The 22,684-nt window shown below is 55.9% G+C and carries 16 protein-coding genes and 1 pseudogene; 10 read left to right on the top strand and 7 right to left on the bottom strand.

Annotation, left to right across the window (positions count from 1 at the left end; all coding sequences use genetic code 11):
• The 6 genes from HFP54_RS18045 to HFP54_RS18020 form a co-directional block, all read right to left on the bottom strand.
• Positions 1-348, bottom strand: a complete 348-nt coding sequence (locus HFP54_RS18045) for a hypothetical protein (protein ID WP_206036281.1) — start codon at positions 346-348, stop codon at positions 1-3.
• Between the two features lie 249 nt (positions 349-597).
• Complete coding sequence (locus HFP54_RS18040; RefSeq protein ID WP_168566219.1) at positions 598-1,929, bottom strand: SGNH/GDSL hydrolase family protein; 1,332 nt, start codon at positions 1,927-1,929, stop codon at positions 598-600.
• Between the two features lie 713 nt (positions 1,930-2,642).
• Positions 2,643-4,235 carry a hypothetical protein gene (locus HFP54_RS18035; protein WP_168566218.1) on the bottom strand — a complete coding sequence of 531 codons (1,593 nt, stop codon included), beginning with the start codon at positions 4,233-4,235 and terminating at the stop codon, positions 2,643-2,645.
• A gap of 28 nt (positions 4,236-4,263) precedes the next feature.
• Entirely contained in the window at positions 4,264-7,158 is a 2,895-nt protein-coding gene (locus tag HFP54_RS18030) for a DUF1254 domain-containing protein (RefSeq protein WP_206036280.1), read from the bottom strand.
• An 80-nt stretch (positions 7,159-7,238) separates the two neighbouring features.
• The gene (locus tag HFP54_RS18025) at positions 7,239-7,793 is read right to left on the bottom strand and encodes a hypothetical protein (RefSeq protein ID WP_168566217.1); all 555 of its coding nucleotides are present in this window, start codon (positions 7,791-7,793) and stop codon (positions 7,239-7,241) included.
• Positions 7,794-8,810: 1,017 nt separating this feature from the next.
• Entirely contained in the window at positions 8,811-9,764 is a 954-nt protein-coding gene (locus tag HFP54_RS18020) for a YybH family protein (RefSeq protein WP_261346967.1), read from the bottom strand.
• Between the two features lie 195 nt (positions 9,765-9,959).
• On the opposite strand from HFP54_RS18020, the gene HFP54_RS18015 reads away from it, so the two are divergent.
• From HFP54_RS18015 to HFP54_RS17975, 9 genes are all read left to right on the top strand, one after another.
• Positions 9,960-12,122 carry a protein kinase domain-containing protein gene (locus HFP54_RS18015; protein ID WP_168566215.1) on the top strand — a complete coding sequence of 721 codons (2,163 nt, stop codon included), beginning with the start codon at positions 9,960-9,962 and terminating at the stop codon, positions 12,120-12,122.
• A 527-nt stretch (positions 12,123-12,649) separates the two neighbouring features.
• Positions 12,650-12,817 (top strand): DUF1328 domain-containing protein, encoded by a 168-nt coding sequence (locus tag HFP54_RS18010; protein ID WP_146414495.1) that lies wholly within the window; start codon positions 12,650-12,652, stop codon positions 12,815-12,817.
• 151 nt (positions 12,818-12,968) lie between these two features.
• Entirely contained in the window at positions 12,969-13,439 is a 471-nt protein-coding gene (locus HFP54_RS18005) for a PA2169 family four-helix-bundle protein (RefSeq protein WP_168566214.1), read from the top strand.
• A gap of 193 nt (positions 13,440-13,632) precedes the next feature.
• Positions 13,633-14,988: a dihydrolipoyl dehydrogenase family protein gene (locus tag HFP54_RS18000; protein ID WP_168566213.1), complete on the top strand. Its 1,356-nt coding sequence runs from the start codon at positions 13,633-13,635 to the stop codon at positions 14,986-14,988.
• 369 nt (positions 14,989-15,357) lie between these two features.
• On the top strand, positions 15,358-17,436 hold the full coding sequence (locus tag HFP54_RS17995) for an FAD-dependent oxidoreductase (RefSeq protein ID WP_235951991.1): 2,079 nt from the start codon (positions 15,358-15,360) through the stop codon (positions 17,434-17,436).
• A gap of 4 nt (positions 17,437-17,440) precedes the next feature.
• The gene (locus tag HFP54_RS17990) at positions 17,441-18,868 is read left to right on the top strand and encodes an ammonia-forming cytochrome c nitrite reductase subunit c552 (protein WP_168566212.1); all 1,428 of its coding nucleotides are present in this window, start codon (positions 17,441-17,443) and stop codon (positions 18,866-18,868) included.
• Between the two features lie 24 nt (positions 18,869-18,892).
• Positions 18,893-19,522 carry a Tll0287-like domain-containing protein gene (locus HFP54_RS17985; RefSeq protein ID WP_197137714.1) on the top strand — a complete coding sequence of 210 codons (630 nt, stop codon included), beginning with the start codon at positions 18,893-18,895 and terminating at the stop codon, positions 19,520-19,522.
• 66 nt (positions 19,523-19,588) lie between these two features.
• On the top strand, positions 19,589-20,005 hold the full coding sequence (locus HFP54_RS17980; RefSeq protein ID WP_146414500.1) for a globin family protein: 417 nt from the start codon (positions 19,589-19,591) through the stop codon (positions 20,003-20,005).
• Between the two features lie 140 nt (positions 20,006-20,145).
• Positions 20,146-20,598: a hypothetical protein gene (locus HFP54_RS17975; protein ID WP_168566211.1), complete on the top strand. Its 453-nt coding sequence runs from the start codon at positions 20,146-20,148 to the stop codon at positions 20,596-20,598.
• Positions 20,599-20,625: 27 nt separating this feature from the next.
• Here HFP54_RS17975 and HFP54_RS17970 read toward each other — a convergent pair whose 3' ends face one another.
• Complete coding sequence (locus HFP54_RS17970) at positions 20,626-22,248, bottom strand: sigma-54-dependent Fis family transcriptional regulator (RefSeq protein WP_168566210.1); 1,623 nt, start codon at positions 22,246-22,248, stop codon at positions 20,626-20,628.
• Positions 22,249-22,526: 278 nt separating this feature from the next.
• Here HFP54_RS17970 and HFP54_RS26450 point away from each other — a divergent pair.
• Positions 22,527-22,673 (top strand): annotated as a pseudogene (locus HFP54_RS26450) (Cys-every-fifth RiPP peptide CefA); the annotation flags it as partial.
• Positions 22,674-22,684: the final 11 nt, after the last annotated feature.

The raw sequence follows: 22,684 nt of genomic DNA, 5'->3' as shown, positions 1-22,684 counted from the left end.
CTACACCGCGAACGCGGACCGAATTGCACGCACTGCTGCGGCGACGCCACCCGGTCGCAGACTTAACACAACGTCCGAATGCGATGTTTCCGTCGCGACATCCGCCTGTGACTGCTTTGTCTCCTGGTCTTGCTGGGGAACATCCGATTCCAAAATTCGCATCACGCACGAATCGGTGACCGACGCCGGCGCGTGTGTGGGCTGGGTGATGACGTTGGGTTGTTGAGAATCACTAAATTCAAAACCGGCGTCGCATTGCGGACAGTTCACCCAAGTTCCGACTTTGGTCGCATCGTCGTGAACAAAATGCCCCAGCGGACATATCGCGGTGATGGTTTCGGATTCCATATTCGTCCCCATTGATGATCGTTTGCCGTGCGTCAGCATTGTTTCAATCAAACCCTGCTGGTTTAAAACCCGATCCCCAGTCGCAGGTTTCGCGAATCAGCGGCGGGCCTATCGATTGCAATAGCCACCGACGAGTCGACATCCGCCAAGCATGTCGTTGGAAAGTCGACGGTGGCGTGAGGTCGGCCATCGCTTCACTCTCAAGGGAAAACCTGACAGGTGATCTTCAGTGGGACTCTACGGCATCGATCAACCCTTCGTGTGAATTCGAATCACGTGTCGGACGGGCCGGACCGCCTGACGAACGGCCTGAGCCAACGGTGCACGTTGCTGTTCCGTTTCACGAACGGCTTTCTCCATATTCTTCTGACCCGATTGGCCGTGAAACACCTTCTTGATCTGGTGAGTTTCAAAGGCCTGCTTCTCGGCCACCGCTTGGCTGACATCTTCAAACGCGTCGACAAACGGGTTGTCGGTGAATTCGGCGGCCAGGTTCACACCGGCGGTCAACTGAGCAGGTGAATAGGTGTGCGACTGATTCCCCCACGTGACCGTCGCGATCCCCGACAATCCCGACACCGTCAACATCAATCGATTCAAGTCATCGTCAAAGGGAACGAACGTCATCCCCGATCGCACCGAATCGTCGCGATCGACCGGGCCGTCGGCGCAGAACGGATAACGGTGGCTGATCAAAGACACTTCGCCCTGTTTCATCGACACGACTTCATGACCGCCCTCAGCCGTTGCCGTGTCCGCCGACATGTCGACGTGAATGCGTCCCAAATCGCCGTCGATACCCAAAGCACGCAAATAGGCGTAAGCCATGATCGCATGTCCCGCCCAATCCGGGTGGATGCCGTCGCGGCCACACATTTCATAAGGTCGCCAACCTTGCCCGGGGTAGCGTCCCGGCGCAAACACTTTGGCTTGATACATCGGCCAAAAGACATCGGCAAACGCGACGTGCTGTTGTTCGGCGACATCAATGGCAATGTCCCGAAGCGCACACAAATGCTGGTTGTGTTCATCCAGAGTGCCTGATCGACTCTTGACCCATGTCGCGATCTTGCCGCTGCACCCCGGTGATCCGACGACAACCTCCGCACCCGCCGCCTGACACTTGCGAACGATTTGCCGATAGTGGTCCGCGTACCATCGCCCGTTGGTCACGTCGTATGGCCGATACCTTGCATCGTTCATGCCATAACTAAGTGTGACGACGTCGGGTTGAAATCGCAGACAATCGTTGTCCATCCGACGCAAAAAACCGTCGGTCTTTTCACCGCTCCAGCCGTACTGCCGGACTTCGATTTCCATTTCAGGCATGCAGGCGATCAAATAGGTCTCGATCAGACGCGAATACATGCGTTGCTCGGTGATGGAATCCCCCGCGATCGCCAACAAATCGCCCTTTTCCAGCAACAGCTTTGCCGGTGGCGGCGGTGCCAACCGCGGATTCAGCTTTTCGAACGCGACGTCGTTTGGCTTGGCTTCATACTGGTAAGTCGCCGCTGCCGGATCGGCCGGCCTGGCCGCCTCCTGTGCTTTGGCCTGCGCAAACCCTAAGGCGACTGCCATCCAGACGGAACAGAACAATAACGGCAAACGTGAACAACGAATCATGGAGGAAGACTTTTTCAAAGAAACGCGGCATCAATCATCCGCGTGACACGTGGTGACTCTTGAAGCCGAATTTTAATCGCTGCTTCCGACACTGTGTCGAGTTTGGTTTTGAGCCACAAACCATCGAGAGATGACCAGTGTTGTTCCGTTCGCAAAGCAGAAAACCGTGGCTATCCCGACCATGGGTGCCTGCACACCAATCACACGTTTTCGTTCGGCGGTGACCGCGCCTCACAGCATCGGGGTTTTCGCCGCTTGCGAGTGATGAACGAAGACCGCGCCGCGCCCGGAAAAGCCTTCGGGCCCCGCGCCAGCAACATTGCACCGAGTTATAAGCAGCGAGCATTCAGCGAAGACTCAGTATCGATCATCGCGACCGAGGACGCAGAACTTATGCTAACTGATAGGGCATAAGCGTTCGAAAACAATCGCCAGATCTCATTGATAACCCGATGCGTCAGAGGGATTGACGGGGGCGATTCAATTTGCCTCGCTCACGCGTCGGATTACCACTTCAATTCCAAAAATCGAATTCCAAAGCAACACTTTCAAAGCCTGTGCCGTTACAAGACTCAAAGCAAAGTTCTGACCCGACGACATCGCCTCCTGCGAAGAGGACATTCGCTTGCCCACCGCGTCGTCGAATGGGGATGGAACGGTCGATCTGGTCAACGAGAAACTGGAAGCACCTGAAACATGATGTAGTCGTTGATCGTGGGGAAATAGACTCGGCCGCCAAAACCGGGAGTTGTCAGTGAATTGATCGTCAGCGGTTCAAAAAAATCGGATTCGGCAAGAATCCTACCGGACGACGCTTCTCTCCAAGTCAGCTGTTCTTTGTAGTTTGCGGAGAACATGGCCTGCATCATAGGTTGCTGCGGATCATTCATTTTGATGTTGGTCAGCAGCAAGACCCGTTTGTCTTTCGGCCCAATCGTCGGCTGGAATGTGGTCGTGCGATCGTCAACCACAAATGCGACAGACAGTTCACCTGACTCCGGATCAACTTCAATTCCAGCGACTTTTCCGACGCCGGCATCCGCGGAATAGATCATGTTGTTCTCAGGGTCAACGCCCGCTTTCGGCGGCGCGAAACTCCATTCCCCCTGATTCAGATCACCAAAGGGGAAAATAGTATGTTTTTTGTTAGCGTCGTTCCGGTGAGCAACGACGATGCTCGATGCCGAATCAAACGAGCCCGCTCCGTTTGTCTGGACGGCGACCCAGTCTCCGATCAGCGTCGCTGCGGTTGATGCTGATTGGCCTTCTTGCTGGGCGGTCATCAGCCAGCCATCGTCTTTAGAGAGTTGCTGCTTTTCGGGATTCCAGAAATATCGAAGGATGCCACTGTCGACCGGGATGTACGTCGCGATCTTGCCATCATGCATCGTGACGATATGAGGCGCTGAGGCCGGTTCGGGAAGCGGTGTCTCGTCGAGAACGTCCAGCGTGTCCGGATGGACGGCAACAAGATGTGAATTCGGCTGCTTGAGCCCTTTCGCCAAGCCCTTGAAGATCGCCATTGTCCCTTGCGACTTTTCGCCCGTCGGTCGAGTTTGGCACTTCAAAAGCAAGGTGCGGTCGGGAGCAATCGTGAGGTGCTTGTAATTGACATCTCCCGCCGGTGCTTTACCGGAGGGCAGTGTGTTGTGCTTGAGGATCCGGCCACTGTCGCCATCGATCAACACGATCTGATTCGACCACGAGAAGCGTATGTTTCCGTCTTCCATAATGTTCAGATTGCCGTTACCAATCCAACGCCCAGAGACATTGGCGTTATCAACGTACGTCCTCCAGATCTCTTTGCCGGTCGTGGCATCGGCTTTGGCAAGATAGGGACCAGCCGGCATCAAACCGGTTGGTGGCGGATAGTCACCGCCGACAAGATACAGTTCACCGGGCTCGCGATTGCAGATGTAGGTTAGGCCTTGATACTTGTCCGCGCTCCGCCACGCAAAGACTTGGTTGGGGCCTTCAAAGGAACCGGTAAACGATGCCCCCGGAAAGAAGCCGCTGCGTTGAGCGCCCGATATCTCGGCGGCGTTCAAGGATGGATAGTATCCAGGCGAGGTTGTATTTTTCGAAATCTCGAGTTCGTGCTGATAGAGACTGAGGTCGCCCGGGAACGGACCATTCGCCGCTGAAAGATCTGAGATTTGATCCTGTTGCCCGGCACTCCGTTGCGCCGACAACGGGTTTCCCATCCAGATGAGCAGAATCATCGAGAACAATGAGTAAACGTAGATTGGTTTGAACGACATTTCTTAAATTCTCTCGCGGGTGATGGCTCTACTTGATCTTGGGTCCACTCGTTTCGAATGTCGATCGATCCGTGTAGTATCCACGGGGTAGATACTCGCCCATGACCTGTTCTTCCATGCCAGGTTTCGTGACAAGGTCCGGCCGCTGACTCCATTGCGGGTTGGTCTTCATGATTCGAAGCATCAACATGCCGAAGTCTTCGCGATTGTGCGGATGATCCAATCCTTCACCACGAGGACTCCATTCGATCCAGGCGACGCCATTTTCAGGCGTGGCGTTCTTGGGGCGGTCTTCCAGTCGGCTATAGACGATCGTGTAATTGCGGTTTTCGTCGAGCGGGACCTGCATGTCAGCAAGACCATCAACGATTTGTCCCGACGGAGCAGCTTCGCAGCTAACCAGAGACCAATACTGGGTTTGTGCCTCGGGCATGAGGATGCGTCCCTTCCCGTCCGCTCCGGCGTAGGTGTCGGGGAAACTCGGCATCTTTCCTTGCATGACGTAGACCGGCCCAAATTTTCTGTTCAGTAGCGTCAGGAAGTACTGAGTGCTCGGGTCTCCACCGCCGTCGATTGCGCCCCCGAAAGGAATCTTGGCACGAGCCTGGGGCGACTTAAACGCTCCTAGGATCGAATAAGGAATTCCCCAATACTTTTCCCATTTCGGTTCCGCGCGTGCCGGAGCGGTCTCCGGATCGAGCGCCGGATCGTTTGTGCTGTCGTTAACCAACGAGATCCATTGTTCTGCAGCGATCGGTGCTTCCGTCGCCCCCGCGATGGGCCGCGCAAACCGATCAACAATGTCCGTTTTCGTCAATGAGGTTCCGTCCGCCAATGCCCCTCGATATTCAAAAGCATTGCTACAATGGGAAGAGCTCGACGGTGCCCAGCCCGCTCCGTCCCAGCCTTGATCAGGCAAGTAGATGCGGATCACGCTTTGAAATAGCCCGCCGTCTTCGCCGACATACATGGTGTTGGCTTCGCGTTCCGTCTGCGCGCCGGGTGCGTCCTCGGCGACAATTCTTAACGTGCATTTTCGATTGCTGGCTCTCCGGTTCGCTCCCACCCGAAACGGATTGATCGAACCGTGGTCAGGCACAATGTCCGCGCCCGTGAGAGATTCACCAATCGACACAAACGTGTTGTTTTGGCTCTTGTACAGGGCGAACTGAAAATACCGCGCGCGGGGGAAACTTATCGGAATCGTCAGACGACTGCCGCCCGGTAGCTCAAACCGTCCGATGAAATAGGTCGATTGTGTATCCGGCCAAAGATTCGGATTTTGAATCGGTCGCGGATTTTGGAGACTATTCCAATAAGCCCATCCTCTGGGCCCCTGGAACAAATCGTCGTGGCCGTATCTTTCGTCCGTGCGAACGATGTTCTCGAGAGACTTATCGCCGAAACGCAATCGCCGATGGTGCTGAATTGCAGCCTTTGGATTATCGCTCACCGGCACGAGCGGAGGCGGATTCCATGTCCCATCCAGAGACTCGTGCTTCGGCCAGTACAGACGCATCACGAGAAAAATCGGTCCATCCGGCGCCGGCAACCAGTTGGACGCATATTCTTTGCCTGGCGAATCTCTCTGAATATAAATCGTAAGGGAACCATCATCATTTTTCCGCATCTGGTCCAGCATGGGCGAATTGACGAGGTAGCGATCGATCGGATTTTCAACCAGATACTGCGTCCTTGCATCATACATCGTTACGGACCAAAAGGCGTTGACCGGAGGTAATCCACCAGCTGGGAAAGTCATCGTGTAGTCGTGCAGGCGACCGTTGGGTTTGTTGCCTTTGCTGTCCTGGACAAGAAATGGATAGAACGCTTCTGATTGCGAGTTACCATAAATCCCGGCCATGGCCCCGGCTGCCCTCAGTAACCAGTCGCCATCAAAAAAATGACGATCGCCGGCCGCCGAGCCCAGTCGCCAGCCGGAACGCGACCTGCCTACGTTTTCGACCTGCTGTTTGATCTTCGCCAGCGCCGCCTCCTGCCCCTGCTTGATGGCCGTTCGTTCTTCTTCCGACAACGGATCGAGGGAATATGGCGCACCTGCTTCAACTCCAATCTTTGCAAATTGCTCCCGCAGGACTTTCTCGTTTTCTGTGGCTTCCGTCTTCGGGCAAAACTGCAGCATGAAATTGAGATAGCGGAACGGATTGGTCGTCGCCGTCGCTTGGTCGTACTTCGGCCACTCGATTTCGGGAGCTGCCGGTGGTGCTTGCTGACCCAGAAACGCGGACAGCGTTTCCACGTGATAACCGGACTGGACTTGTTTGACATTTTCCAGGTCTTCGGGACCGAACAATTGCGTGCGGAAAATCGCAAAGCAAAAATCCGTCTCACAACGGTATAGCTGATCAACTCCATCAGGCTTCTGGCCTTTCCATCCTGGCCCGGCGATCATGTAGGTGCCGGCTTGATTCCCCGTGGTGCGCGTCCCGACATATCCGAAATTGAACGTGTAAAGATCCACAAGTTGGACCGAGTAATACCGACCGTCTTCGATTTGGGGTACGTGAAACACGAGTGGCTCGGCACGCAAATCCGCCCAGACAAACGAGTACGGCGTGTCGCTGTTGGGGGTCACCACGGCCGTGTCGGCAGGTGTGTAGACTCGAGCCGTGTTGTAAAGCGTGTTGAAGGGCGCCTTGTATTCAGCGGCCGATCGATCAATGGCGTATTGGTGCATCACCCCATAACCGGCCACGATCGGGTAGCCATAGATAAACGCCTGCTCCGACAAATTGCGAATCTCAGCTGGGTCAAGAGCAATCTGCGCTGAGCATCGATCGAGCGGGCATCCCAGAATCGCCAAACCAAGCGAGAAAAGCATTAAAATTTTCGATACCGTCGCGGGTCGCTCACCACTCGCTTTCAATCGCGTGGAAAAAGATGCCTTCTCCGATGAAGTCATACTTGGGGCCGGGGAAGTAATGCACATGGTAACGATGGATTTCCGATTGCAATGAATCTGGATACTACCGGGCTTGAATGCTACTGGTCGGGTTGTTGCAACCTCACGAGTGCGACTTGCCGTGTTTGCCCTTCGCCGAGATGCACCAGCAGTGGCGTTTCGTCTTTGGTGAGGTTGGCGATGCCGCTTTCGTAGATCGGCGTTTGATCGCCACCAATCGTCCAAGCTGCCCGCTGGGTTTCTTTGTCGACTGCTCCGGAAAGAGGCTCGATCTCGTCGGTGCGTCGATTGTGGTAATTACCGCGGATGATTCCCTTTTGGCTAACAGCAATTTCAAAGATGTTATCTGACGTCGAATCGTTTGCTTCGACCAGCGCAAAGACGCCAAGCGGCAACCACTTTGTATCCCCGTTTGGTTCAGCACTCTGTCCAGTTTCGGCAATCCGAGCCGCTTGTGCCGCATACTCCTGCGTCGTCCCAGATACGTTGCCATTGGCATAAACAGTATCTTGCTGAACGACGACATTGCCTCCGTAGTCGTATGCGATCGGTTGTTGACTCAGTCCCAGACCGACGGCGAGATTTCGATAGCCGGGGTGCGTGTAGAGCGAGGAGGTGACGACGTTGATCGGCACCCAGGCGTCGGGGTGCCCCCGGAAAGTCGCCACTGAATACGCCCCGTAGCGAGACGCTTGACTGCGAACGGCCGCTCCCTGTGCCGACAGGGAGTTCGCCGTGACATAGCGTGTTCCTTCACCAAAGCCGCTCGGCGCTCCGGCGGGCCCCGCTCCGGCCCCCGGGCGAACACCAACACCGCTGGCCGGTCCACCCGCGCCACCGGCTCCTGCTCCCGGGCGAACACCAATGCCACTCGCCGGCCCGCCAACTCCGCCGCCGCCCAGTCGCGACTGCAATCTCTCGGGTAGATCCTTCGCCGCTTGATCTCGTGAGAATCCGCGTCCAGAGCCACGGTCGGACACGTCGGATCCGGACTGATTGCCGAAGGGACCAATAGATGGCCTGCCCACTTCAGATTCTCCGCCGAATCGATTCGATGGAAGCCCGGCGCCGAATCCGCCGCTACGCCCTGATCTACCCGACGAAACCGCAGACGATGTTTCCCTTTGGTCGCCTCGTCCATTGAAACCGCCCCGTTGCGGACCGGTGAATCGACCGGAGTCAGCGCCCCCAGAGCGAGCCCCAAATCCTCCACCGCTCCGCTGCTGGCCACGACCACCGAACTGGCTCCCGCCACCGAGCTGGGCACCACCGGATCCTCTGCCACTTCCTTGTTGCGATCCGCGCCCAAAGCCTCTCCGGTCCTGCTGCGATTGCCCGCTAGATCCGCCTAGGCTGCTGCTTCCGCCCCGGCCTCCAAATCCGCTACCGAAGCCTCCGAAACTTCCGGAGCTTCCGCCACGCTCACCGCGTTGCATACCGCCACCACTCTGACCGCTCCCACCTCGCGATCCACCACGTTGGCTTCCACCGCCGCGTTCGGCCCCGCCTCGCCCACCGCTGCCGCCACGCCCTCCCCGCTGCGCTTGCAAACAGGGCCCCGGCCAGAGCATGCCAACGATCATGGAAACAAGAAGAATCGACCTAAAACTCATGATTGGGCTCACTTCGGATCAAAATCGCGTGTCGCAGACTCATTCGGAAACTGCTTCTCTGACTCGAACGACCTTCACCGGTGCCAGATCAGATAACGATTCTCCATCAAGTTCACGATTGGTGGACTGCCACGTAAACGTATCGTTGTCGATCCGCCGCAGAATATTCAGTTCAGCTAGCGTTCTTCCGTCTGCCAACGTTCCGACCGCGTCGAGTGACCAGTGGTTGTCATCGGGATACCAGTCAGCTTCACCGATCCCACCATCCGACTCGTACGTCCATGAATGCAGCATTCCGGTCGCAGGATCGACTCCGATGATTTGAGCACCAGCGAATGAGAGCTCCGCATCGTCGATTGAGAACTGCGACTTGATAAAGCGGCGACCAGGCAACCATTGATAGGTTGTCCGAATCATCGCGCCCGTGTCAGCTCTCGACGTCCACTTGCCAATCAACCACTCCAAATCATCGATCGTGGGTTCATCGGTCTTGGGTGATTCTTGAAAACTCGCGATCCGCCAGGCTTCACCGTCACGCACCAGTAAAGCGCTGTAGTTCGCCTCTGTCTGGCTAGCGGCCGGGCCCCTTTGGATCTTGACTACGCCCTCATCAATTGCGGTGCCACGTGACAAAAATCTGAGCGACTCGGAGGTGACTTTCGCACTGACCTCGGGAGTTTGAGCAAAGAAATTGGCGAAGGCATCATTGAGTGCTGCCCGTCCCCGTACCTTCATTCCCTCGACGTTTTCAAACTCACACTGGACCGTGAAGAAGCTGGCAAGGGCATCCGCATCCCGGGACTCGAACGCTTTGACAAAATGCTCCATCGTGTGGTGAATGTCCTCACGGTCGACTTGACCGGTTTCGTCTCGCGCGGCGGAACTCTCCGCAGTGGCTTGGTCGGATTCCTGCGCTTGCAGCGAACCGAAAAATCCAATCGTCAAAGCGGCTAGAAAAGAAAACGCACGATCCGGAAGGGCTTGGTTCTTCATGTCAACCAGACTCCAGGTCTCCGCAACAGCGAATTGCAAGAAAAGCACGGAAAAGCCCCCGATCCGCCAGCGGATTCTTCGCTCGGGGGAATTCGGCAAGCAATGCCGACCGATCCGGCAGTATACTTTTGCCGGTACGGAGCGGGAATCATCGACCAACTTTTTTCAACAAACAACATTCGATAGCGGGTAACAGTGTCGCCGCGAAGAGACATCTCAAACAAGCCAAACGACGAGAGCCCAGATTCACCTGCTCCCCATCTCGAACCGACTCAGTATCGAGAGCCTGGGGACACAGCGGCTTCGGCTCCGACGCTGGAAAGGACACTCGCCGACGCAACGCCCCGCGAACATGCCACCAGCGAACAAAACCCCAGCGAACAAGCGGCAACGGATCGCCAGGGAGAACGTGTTCATTACTTCGGCGACTACGAGTTGCTTGAAGAAATCGCACGCGGTGGCATGGGCATTGTCTACAAAGCCCAGCAGACTCGCCTGAAACGTCTCGTTGCGGTCAAGATGATCCTGGGTGGTGCACTTGCATCGGAACAGAATGTCAAAAGGTTCTTGGTCGAAGCGGAGGCTTCGGCAAACCTGGACCATCCCGGAATTGTTCCCGTCTACGACTTCGGGGAACACGGCGGCACGAACTATTTCTCAATGGCCTATGTGGATGGACCAAGCCTGGCAGAAAAAGTCGGCGAACATCCGATGCCAGCGGATGAGGCAGCCGCATTGATTTTGAAGATCGCAGACGCGGTTGCGTACGCTCACGCGCAAGGCGTCATTCATCGCGATCTCAAGCCAGAAAATGTTTTGATCGATCGCGACGGCCAGCCACGGATCACTGATTTCGGACTGGCGAAACTGATTGATTCCGATGACGAACTGACGCAGGACGGCGCCATCATGGGGTCCGTCTTTTACATGCCACCAGAGCAAGCATCCGGCCAAAAGTCACTGATCGGGCCAACGGCGGATATCTACGCGCTCGGCGCAATGCTTTACAAGCTATTGACGGGCCATCCCCCGTTTCAGGGACCGACGGCGATGGAGACCCTCAATCAAGTTATCCATCAGGATCCTATCCCACTCCGACGAATCAACTCGCGCATCCCTCGCGATCTGGAAACGATTTGTTTGAAATGCCTCCACAAGGATATCAAACGTCGCTTTCGAACAGCTAACGAATTGGTGGAGGAGCTCACTTCCTTTCGGCGTGGCGAACCCATTCGTTCACGGCCTGTTGGTCAGATTGAACATCTCTGGCGATGGTGTCGACGTAATCCGCTTCCGACGCTGCTTTCCGCCGGACTGCTTTTCACGGTGTTTTTTGCAGCGATCACCGTCACAACTTTCTTAAATCGCGCGAAAGCAGAGCAGCGTCGTTTCGAGCAACAACAACGATCTGTCGAAACGTTATCGAACATGGTGTTGAGCAAGACACTGTCGGAGACCGATGAGTGGCTCAGACTCTTCTTTCAGCCTGTCGAACAGCAGTTGTCTGTGACCGGAGACAGGGTGGGCGCCGGTCTGATCGACGTGGAAACGCCAAAAGACGCGAATGATTTTCTGGTCCCGCTGATCGAATATTATCCGCAAGTTTCATCACTGATGATCGCTGATGACCGCGGACGCGAGCATATGCTTCTGCGAACCGAACAACAAATAGACGGGCAAACCAACCATCTTTGGAGGTGCAGGCAAACAAGGCTCGATCAGTGGCAGGATGAGGTTCGCTGGACGGAATGGACGAGCAAGCAACCCACGATTCAACAGCACACCGAATCGCTTTCGTACGACCCTCGCACCCGACCTTGGTTTCGGACAGCCGTCAACGGACTTGACGAATCCAATGCCGACCAGAACCGACGGCAAGCAATTCATTGGACAGAACCCTACCTGTTCTTTACGACCAAAGACTTGGGCATTACAGCATCAATGGCGATCCCCGATTCGAATGGAGGTCATGTCACAACGGTTGTCGCTTTCGACTTATTGCTTCAGGACATCACACGATTCACCACGCGAAAACAACCGACACAGAACGGAAAGTTGCTGGTACTGACGGAGGATGCGAGGCTAGTCGCGCTGCCCAAAGACGCTCAGTTTGCGACGCCAATGCAATGGAAACAGTGGTTCATGAAACCCCTGGAAGAAATCAATCAACCGTATGCGACGCAAGCTGCAAGTGTCTTCTCGTTCAATAGCGACCGAAAGCAAATTTATCGTTTTGAATCGAACGGCGATCAATGGTGGGGAGCAGCGAAACAATTCCAACTGGGCGACGAGCTGACACTATGGATGCTTGTACTGTTGCCCGAACGAGATCTCCACAAGCGATTGTCCGAACAATAGTCTCTGCTTTCCCGCGATTTCAGTTCCCACGTTCCATGCTCAGCGGTACGACGATTTTTGGAGATCCATGAAGCCCCGAAGCTACATCGTCGCAGAACGCCTTTCGGCGAACCGTTGGGCCGCTTTGGCATCTTCGTCAATTTTTGATCTGAGGTCGGTGTCGACGACCGAAGTTGCGGACACGGTTTCAGCCTCGATGCCTTTTCCGGAGACACTGCTGCCTTTCGCTTGAGTTGCCCATCGATGGCGACGGTATGGTCAAGGGACAACACAAGGCCTCGCAAAGAAGGGCATTTGATCGCCAAGCAACCGGATTGGACGATATTCCGTTGCTCTCGTTGTGGATCGATGTCTCTCCTAGCGGCAAAGCAACCGCGATATCCGAGAACTTGACGGGTTGAACCAGCATTTTGCCGTGTCGTCGGGAATTGGTACGGCTTATGCGTTAAGTCTCCCTCGTACCACGACACGCCGGAAACTGTTCCGGTTGGTTGTGCTTCGAAATATCACTCGTTGGGAGAATAAACATGTTGGGTTGGGCATTGACCTTTCTCGTGATCGCACTGATCGCCGCACTGTTCGGGTTTGGCGGAATCGCCGGTAGCGCCGCAGGCATCGCACAGATCCTGTTCGTCGTCTTCTTGGTGTTGTTCGTCTTGAGCCTGATCTTTGGTCGCCGAGGCTCCGCTGTCTGATCCTGACGCAGCCTGTCTACGGCATATCGCCGCTCGACATTCAATTCCACATTCCCTAGATCGAAACTCGATTCACACCGCGACCAATCCGACGCCACTGCGTCGCTGGCGTGACCGTGTGCATCGCTAAACAACACTCAAAGGAGTCATCATGACTTTGGAAACCAAAGACCAATTGAACGAAACGACCGTCAAGAGACTGCAACAACTGATTCAGGCCAATATCGACGCCTATGATGGCTTTCGTGAATCGGCCGAAGAGATTGAACATCCCGCATTGGCAGATTTGTTTCGACAGATCGCACATCAGCGGTCCAAGTTCGCGACCGAACTGCAAAACTTTGTCAGCTGGAATGGCGAAGCACCGGAAACCGATGGGTCCGTCGCGGCGTCCATCCACCGCACATGGATCGACATTCGCGGTAAGCTGAACGGTGGTGACCCGCACGTGATTTTGATCGAGGCCGAACGTGGCGAAGATCATATCAAGCATGCCTATGAAGACGTCTTGAAGGAAACTGCCGGCAGCGCGATGAGCGACGTACTGAATGCGCAATACGCCATCGTCAAATCGGGTCACGACAAGATCCGTGATCTGCGAGATTCTTTCAAAAAGGCGTAACACATCGATGGTCACGTTCGTGACTGACTTCGCCATCGGGGCGGCTGATTGACAGCCGCCCCTTTTTCTTTGCCCTTGGTCTATTCGCCAAGTTGGCCGACTTGGTCCGGTACAGCCTTACCGCCTGCCCTGCGCCCAGGGATGCCGATCCCAAGTGCGTTAGTTTGCGTTTCCATCTTTCCCAAGTGTTCGGATGTCTTCACCCACCCATTTTGATCTGATCGTCATCGGCACCGGTCCCGCCGGTGGAACTGTCGCCCGCAAAGTCGCCGAAACCGGCAAACGGGTTGCAATCGTCGACGAACGCACCTTTGGGGGAACTTGTGCGTTGCGAGGGTGCAATCCGAAAAAGGTTTACGTCAATGCCGGTCAACTCGTGGACCGTGTTCGGCGTTCCAACGATCAACTGGTGGCTGATGCATCCACGCGAATCGACTGGGTAAAATTGCACGCATTCAAGGAAACGTTCACGCGTCCTGTGGCTGAGGGATCCGAAGCATCGTTTCAAGATTCCGGCATCACCACACTGCACGGGACGGCCAAGTTCATTGGCGTCAGCACGCTATCCATCGCGGGCGAATTTTACGAAGCCGAACGAATCGTCATCGCAACCGGCGGCCGCCCGCGAACACTGAACTTCCCGAACAGCGCTTGTTTGATTTCCAGTGATGATTTTCTGGATTTGTCACAATTGCCACGACACATCGCATTCGTCGGTGGCGGATACATCTCCATGGAGTTCGCCCACGTGGCGGCGCGGGCAGGTTCACGGGTAACCATCATCGAAAAAAACTCCGGCGTTCTGTCGGGGTTTGATCCTGATCTGGTGAAAACATTGACGGCGCACTCTCATCAGCAGGGCATTCAGTTCCTGTTGAATCAAACCATCGAAGGTATCGACGTTCTGGGTGACGAATCACGTCGCATCAAGCTGCGCGACGGCCAGACGGTGTCGGCTGACTGTGTGGTCCACGGCGCCGGACGCGTCCCCAACATCGATCGAATGCAGCTGGACGTGGCTGGGATCCAACACGATCAAGATGGCGTGTCAGTCGATGCACATCTGCGGAGCCAATCCAACGAAAGAGTTTACGCGGTTGGTGATTGCGCCCGCACGGCTCAACCACGTTTGACACCGGTGGCCAATGAAGACGCCAGGATCGTGGCAAAAAACCTTTTCGCGGATCGTCCGGTACGTAGTCCTGATTACGGGATGGTTCCGCGTGCTTGCTTTACCACCCCGGCAATCGCTTCGGTCGGGCTGTCCGAAGAACAGGCCTGCCAAACGTCGGCCGATCTGGAGGTGCGAACCGGTGACATGAGCGATTGGAGCAGTGTACGTAAAACCGGCAAAACCGTGGCGGGATACAAGGTCCTGATTGACCGCGACTCCGATGCAATCCTTGGTGCCCATCTATTGGGCCCTGGTGCCGAAGAAACGATCAACCTGTTTGCGATGGCCATGAAACACAATTTGACTGCAGCGGACGTCAAATCCACCTTGTTCGTCTTCCCAAGTTTCAGCCATGACATTCGGCAGATGATTTAGCACCGCCGGGCGCTCGATGCGATCAAACATCGCAGGATGTGAACTGATAAAGTTTCACGCGTCACCCTGCCTTAATTCTGGGCACCGCATCATCGTACGGTCGTTCCCCACAACGTCGACGGTGGGAACCGGCCGAGTCGAACCGGACCTTTGCGGCCATCCGCGTGCCGCTAGCAATACCACGACGTGGTTTCCAACACCGCTGTTCTTTTTCATTGCCCTTTGTCGACGTTACGGCGCTGCGGTTGCGAATGCGTGTCGGGCAACGCAGCGGCCTCGGACCGCCCACGATGAATGATCGCCAATTCCTGCAAGCCATTTTCTGCAGGATGGTCGGCTTGATTGTTGGGGGACCAGGAAACCGTTGCGATGCATCGTTCGCTTCTTGGTTTCGGCCGCCGCATGCAAACATTTCCCGATTCGCCGACCGATCCCGCATCGCTGCGGACCGCGCCGACCGGGGATCCGGCATCGACCATTCACGAACGCTTGGTCATTGTCGGTGGCGGCATGGCCGGGTGGGGACTTTGCGACCGCTTGGTGCGACGCAATGCCAACCACTTCTATCAAATCACGCTGATTGGTGACGAACCGACGCCGGCATACGATCGCGTTCACTTGTCGTCGTACTTTGGCGGTCGTAGTGAAGACGATTTACTGTTGGCCGACCGTCAGTGGTACGCCGACCATCAAATTGAACTGCACACCGGACGCCGGATTCACTGTATCGATCGAACCAAGTGCGAGGTCGTCGATTCGAACGGCGTTCGGCATCCCTATGATCGACTGGTGTTGGCGACGGGATCCTCCGCGTTCGTTCCTCCGATTCCCGGTGCGGACCTGACCGGTGTTTTCGTTTATCGCACGTTGGAAGACTTGCAGTCCATCCGTCGACATGTTGACGAAACCGGAGCCTCCACGGGACTGGTCATTGGTGGTGGCCTATTGGGATTGGAAGCGGCCAAAGTCATGATCGACCTGGGGCTTTCCGCGTCCGTGGTGGAACGTGCTCCGGGGTTAATGCCAAGACAATTGGATTCCAATGCTGCCAAACGCCTACGCCAACACGTGGAATCGATCGGCGTCGATGTGCATGTCACTTGCCGCACCGATTCGATCACGACGACGGACAATCAGCGTCTGCAGATAGCCTTCAGCAACCGTGATCCGATGGTCGCCGATTTGGTCATCATCGCCGCGGGGGTCCGTCCGAACGATCAACTTGGCAAAGATGCCGGACTGGAAACGGGCGCTCGCGGTGGCATCGTCGTCGATCGACATCTTTGCACGAGCGACCCAAAGATTCATGCGATCGGGGAATGCGTTCGCTTTCGTGATCACGTTTACGGCTTGGTCGCACCGTGTTACCGGATGGCCGATGTGCTGGCGCAACACCTGGTTGGTGAAGACACAAGCTTTGAGGGTGCCGATGAGTCTGCGGAACTGAAACTTTTGGGTGTTCAAGTCGCGACGTTTGGAAGACAAATCGGTGATTCACGCGGGGGCGTCGTCCTGAACCACTCCGATGATTCCGGATTTCGTGCGATCCTGTTGGATCAGGGGCGCATCGTCGGTGCGTCCTGTGTCGGTCAATGGGAACAGTTGCCCCAAGTCCGTCTGGCGACATCGAAACACCAGCGGATGTGGCCGACGCAACGAACAAGGTTTGTGAAAAGCGGTTCACCATGGCGCGATGATTCGGCTTTGTCGGTTCATCACTGGCCGGACGACAGTGTGATATGCAACTGTTTGAACGTGACCAAAGGAACCGTCGGGGAACTGATCAAGCAGGGATGCGATCAACCAAAGCGAATCGCGGAAGCCTGCGGTGCGTCGACGGCTTGTGGAAGCTGCGCAAATTTGGTGTCGGAACTGGCGGGATGCCCCGCGGAATCGTCCGTGGATCAAGGCGGGCGTCCACTGTTGTGGGTGTCCGCGTTGGCGTTGGCCTTGCTGGCGATCTGGTGCTTCGGCCCGGCAATCGCTTTCGCCGAAAGCGTCCAGTCGGATCGCCGCCTGATCGACTGGTGGTGGCGTGACGATCTGGCAAGGCAAATCACTGGGTTCTCATTGCTAGGCGCGTTGGTGATCGGCCAAGCGTTTTCGTTGCGTAAGCGAATCCCAAAGTTTCAATTCGGCGATTACCGCCTGTGGCGTTGGGTTCACTCGGCCATCGGGACGTTGACCGTGGCCGGGCTGATCGCGCACACGGGGCTGCGTTTGGGTGAAAACTTCAACGCGGTTCTTGGGGTCACGTTTTTATCGGTCGCAACGGTCGGAGCGCTGGCCGGACTGGTCACCGCGATGGAAAGCCGACAAGGCGGACCGAGCGCGTTGCGATGGAAAAAATGGCGATCCTGGTTTTCCAAACTGCACTTTCTATTGGCGTGGCCCCTGCCGATTTTGATCGCCATTCATGTCGTATCGTTCTATTGGTTTCGCGACTGACGACATGAAGCTGCCTGCCCTTGCGTCACCGAAAATCGCCGTCTGGATGGTCATGAATATGGCCATCGCCGGTGTTGCCACATACGCCCTGGTCGCACCCAGCACCACCGTCGCCCGGCGCATTTTTTTGCCAGGCGAAACAACCCACGGCCACTATCAAATTGAATTGGCTTGCGACCAATGCCACCTAACCAATGGCGGCAACGACGAATCAAGCACGTCCAACCTGATGCAAGATGCCTGTTTGCGATGCCACGAAACCGACTTGGACACTGCCAACGACACCCACCCGGCGTCCAAATTTAACGATCCCGTTCACGCCGACTTGCTGAAGATCCTGGATGCCCAAAGTTGTCTTTCCTGTCACCGCGAACACGTCGCCGAAAGAACGTTGGCGATGGGACTGACCGTTCCCAGCGACTATTGCTGGCACTGTCATCAAGACGTTGCCGAAAGCCGTCCGAGCCACGAAGGCATGCGTTACGACAGTTGCGCGACCACGGGGTGCCACAACTACCATGACAACCGTGCGTTGTACGAAAAGTACTTGGACAAACACCACGGCGAAGCAGACATCTTGGATGATGCCACGCTGATCTTGTTGACATCTCAGCAAACCGGTGACGACCAAACACAAAAAACGCGAACGCAGGTTGTACCGGACATCAACGATGCCGATCCGCAAATTGTTCGACAATGGTCATCCAGCGCCCACTTTTCCGCAGGAGTGAACTGCAAGCAATGCCACCAGAGCGAAGCGGGAGATGCCAACGCGATTCGTGACGCCAAGACGCCGGCAGGATCCAGTACCGCTTGGAACGATCACGTCGCGTTGGACACCTGCCGCCAGTGCCACGCACGGCAATCCGAAACGTTTCTGCAAGGCAAACACGGAATGCGGCTGGCCGTCGGCTTGCCCGAAATGCAAGTAGCCATGGCGCGACTGCCGATGCGTTCCGATGCAGCCCATCGACAACTGAATTGCAACAGCTGTCATGCCGCACACGTCGACGACATCCAACACGCGGCGGTCGACGCTTGCCTGGGATGTCACAACGATGACCATTCGCTGGCGTACCTGGATTCATCCCACGCCGAACTGTGGCGTCAGGAACTCAGCGGCGAAATTGATGCCGGGCTCGGTGTCACGTGCGGCACATGCCACATGCCCCGTGTGGCGACCGGCGACAACTCTTTCGTCAATCACAACCAGAACAGCGTCCTTCGACCGGTCGAAACCATGGTCCGTGAAGTCTGTCAACGCTGCCATGGTTTGGAGTTCTCATTCAACGCGGTCGCCGATCCGGAACTGGCCAAAACCTGTTTCGATCGGGCTCCTGAGAAGACCGTGACCAGTGTCGAAATGGCGCACGAATGGTTCGAACAGCGTCGAAACCGACAACAACGCCGTAAGAAATCGAGTTCACGTTAATTTCCTGTTCTTCACCTTTTCTGAATGAGTTTTCAAAGTATGACAATTCAGCGAGTCTTCTTTGCGGTCGCCGGCCTATCGGCAGTCGTTGTTGGCACCTTATCGATTACAGGATGCGGTTCCAGCGAAGCCAGCAGCAGTTCCAGCGGACCAACGATCACACCGCAACAATTCGCCGATGGCGTGCATGCAGTGATGATGGCCGACCGCACCGTGTATGCGACCCACGTCGTGACAAACTTAAAGAAACAGGAATCCGTCGTCACCGCTGATGAGTACTGGGAAGATTCCGACGATGCCATTCCTTTGCCCGCCCAGATGTTTCGAATGGGTGCCGAATTGGTCGACGAAAACAAGGAAGCCGGCTTCACCTATGCGTTGCGATCGTCGTGGCCTTTGAACGAACAACACCAAGCCAAGACCGACTTGGAAAAAGAAGCGTTGCAATACATCGTCGAAAACCCAGGTGAAAACTTTTACGGGGAAGAAGTCCTGGGTGATACCAACTACTTCGTCGCCGTATACCCGGATCGCGCCGTTGCTGAGGCTTGTTGGACGTGTCACAACGACCACCCCAACCGCGGCGACGATTACCCCGAGTTCGAAAAAGACGACGTCATGGGTGGCGTTTTGGTTCGAATCCCGCTGCCCTAACTTTCACCATCTCTAACGTTGATTTCCATCGCAGCCATTATTTGACTCACCATACGGATAGAAACCATGACTCCCGTTCAAATCGAACTTGTCCAATCATCTTGGGAACAAGTCAAACCGATCTCCGAACAGGCCGCCGAACTGTTCTACGGCAAATTGTTTGAGTTGGACCCGAGCTTGAAACCTTTGTTCAAAGGCGACATGAAAGAACAAGGCAAAAAGTTAATGGCAACGCTCAGCCTGGCCGTCGCATCGCTAACGAAGCTTGATTCCTTGCTTCCCGCACTAAAAGACCTGGGAAGACGACACGTTGAATACGGCGTGCCCGATCAAAGTTACCAGACCGTCGGCCAGGCCCTACTTTGGACGCTTGAGCAGGGACTTGGTGAAGCCTTTACTGCCGACGTCAAAGAGGCTTGGACCGAAACCTACGTGACGCTTAGTACCGTCATGCTGGATGCGGCACACGAGCAAGCCGCATGAACGCAATCCGGATGATTCGTTCCCACCGGATGCGTGCCCCGCGGCGCCCTGGTTGTCTTGCGCCATCGCGCCCGTGGATCCGGTGCCCCCTGTTGATCGGCGCGCCCGCCTTGATTTTGATCGGGTGCAACGAATCGTCGTTGCCACCCGTTCCTGACTTAGCCGAAACGCCGTCGGCGGTTGCACAAACCGAGGCCGACCAAATGGTTGCCAGCCCGTCGGACCATGCGAATGCCAACGCGACGGGTCAGGCAATGATTGAATCCGGTTTGGCCACCTACGGTCTGTCGCCGCTAACCAGTGAACAGATCGAGTCGCTTTCTATCGGCGACGTGATGCAAAGGGTCCACGAATCAAAGGCCTATCGAGAATGGCTGAAACCGCCGGTCGATCCGGATCTGGGGCGGTTAGTCGTGCGTATGTATCGGCACTTGGCATCACAAGTGCCGCCCAAAGGTGACCCTTTGGATTTTCAAACGCGAGCCGGCGAATTGGCCGACGCCGCTGAAGCGGTGTTGCAACAGGGCGATGAAGCGTTGCCCCGATTCCGCCGTGCCGTCAATTGCAATTCCTGTCACGCACGTCATCGATAGGGGCCACGACAAAGGGTGCGTTCGGCGTCACTTTCTGGGACGGCGAATCCCCATCGATCGCATCCGTGATGAGAGCGTTGCGGGATGCAACCCCAGGAATTGGGCGGCTCCCTGGTCGCCGGAAATCTTCCACCGATGGGCCTCCAACACGTCAATCATGTTTTGACGTTCGATCCGCCGCATTTCTTCGTCGGTCATCAAGGTATCAGCCCGTTCCGGTGTCGGTGACGAGACCATCGCCGCACGCTGGTCCAACGTCTGTGGCAAGTCAAACCGCAGCGGTCCGGTTTGCGAACGGATCACCGCACGCTCAATGACGTTTTGCAGTTCCCGGATATTGCCCGGCCACCGATACGCCATCAGTTCACGCACGTGTCGCTGTTTCAACGTCGGTTGGTCGACTCCGATCTGGCGGGCACACGTCTGCAGAAAGTGGGATGCCAGCAAGGGGATGTCTTCGACCCGTTGCCGCAGCGGCATGACTTCGATCGGAAACACGCTGAGTCGATAATACAGGTCTTCGCGAAATTTCTTTTCGGCCGCCTCTTTTGGTAGGTCGCGATTCGTTGCCGCAACAATTCGAACATCGGCCTGACGCGTCTGTTCTTCACCAATGCGTTCGTAGGTGCCTTCCTGTAACACACGTAATAGTTTGCTTTGCATCTCCAGCGGGACTTCGCCAATTTCGTCCAAGAACAGCGTTCCGCCATCGGCCAATTCAAACCGTCCCACACGATCCCGGACCGCACCGGTGAACGCGCCTTGGGTGTGGCCAAAGAATTCGCTTTCAAAAAGGTCACGCGGAATCGATGCGCAGTTGACTTTGATCAGCGGGCGATCGTGCCGCGGGCTTTGTTGATGAATCGCACGAGCGATCAGCTCTTTGCCAACGCCTGATTCGCCAAGGATCAAGACGTTACTGTCGGTCGGGGCCACCAACGCGACTTGCTGCAAGACCTTTTGCAGTGCCGCACTTTGCCCAACGATCTCGCCGAACTGTAACGATGAGCAGATCTCGTCTTTCAGATACTCGTTTTCCAATTCCAACTGTTGGGTCAAGTGTTCGATCCGCTGCAATGCTCGGGTGTTTGCGATCGTAACCGCCGCATGGTCGGCGATGATTCGCAACCAAGAACGTCCTGCCGCCCAGACCGGGGCACGCAAGAAGACACCCAAGACGCCAAGAACGTCCGACTGGTGCACCAACGGTTGCCCGACAAACCCACGAATTCCTTCGGAGGTGGCCCATTCCGGTCGCACGATCCAAGGAGACCCTTCGCTGATGTCGGTCACTTCCACGACGTCGCCGGTTGCCGCGATGTGCCCGACTTTGCGAATGCCGATCGGAAAACGTTGAAACCGCCCGTCCAGACGATCCCAACGAGATCCGGTCGACTGTGAAACGCCGTCGCTCGCGACCAAATGCAAACACTGCGACCGGTCGGGGCATTCATCGGCAAAAACACATCGCTGGCAAATATCGCCAGGCTGGATCAGCCACAGACGTGCCAGGGCGATGCTGGAGGTTCGGCATAGCCGTCCGACGATCAATCGCAGCAGCGAATCGATATCTCGTTGTCGAGCCATTTCCAGCAGCAACGCTTGAAACGATTCGGCGTCATCACAACTTAATTCAGGTGGCGGTTTCATCTGCGACAGAATAGTGACTTTTCATGCCCTGCAAATGACTTTTCACGATTCGTGATTTCTCACGTTTTTTCGGACTGCACCACAAAACAACTTAACCCCTTTACTTACAACGGCTTACGAAAAACCACGAGATTTCGGCATGGTTTGTGCCTAAGCGGACACGCAACGAGATCGCCGAGATCTAGCGGCCGTTCATGAAAAGCCATGCACGGAAATCCCAAGGTTTTGGAGGGTCCGATTTCAACACGAACGCTTGATTAGAAAGACGAAACGACGCCATGAATCACGAAACCACCTGCACCACCGACAGCTGCACCACCGACAGCTGCACCACCGACAGCTGCACCACCGACAGCTGCACCACCGACAGCTGCACCACCGACAGCTGCACCACCGACAGCTGCACCACCGACAGCTGTGCAACCGACAGCTGTGC

Source organism: Crateriforma spongiae (assembly GCF_012290005.1).
Classification (GTDB): Bacteria; Planctomycetota; Planctomycetia; order Pirellulales; family Pirellulaceae; genus Crateriforma; species Crateriforma spongiae.
Note: the sequence above shows the minus strand (reverse complement) of the source record. Positions and strands in the feature narration are given on the sequence as shown.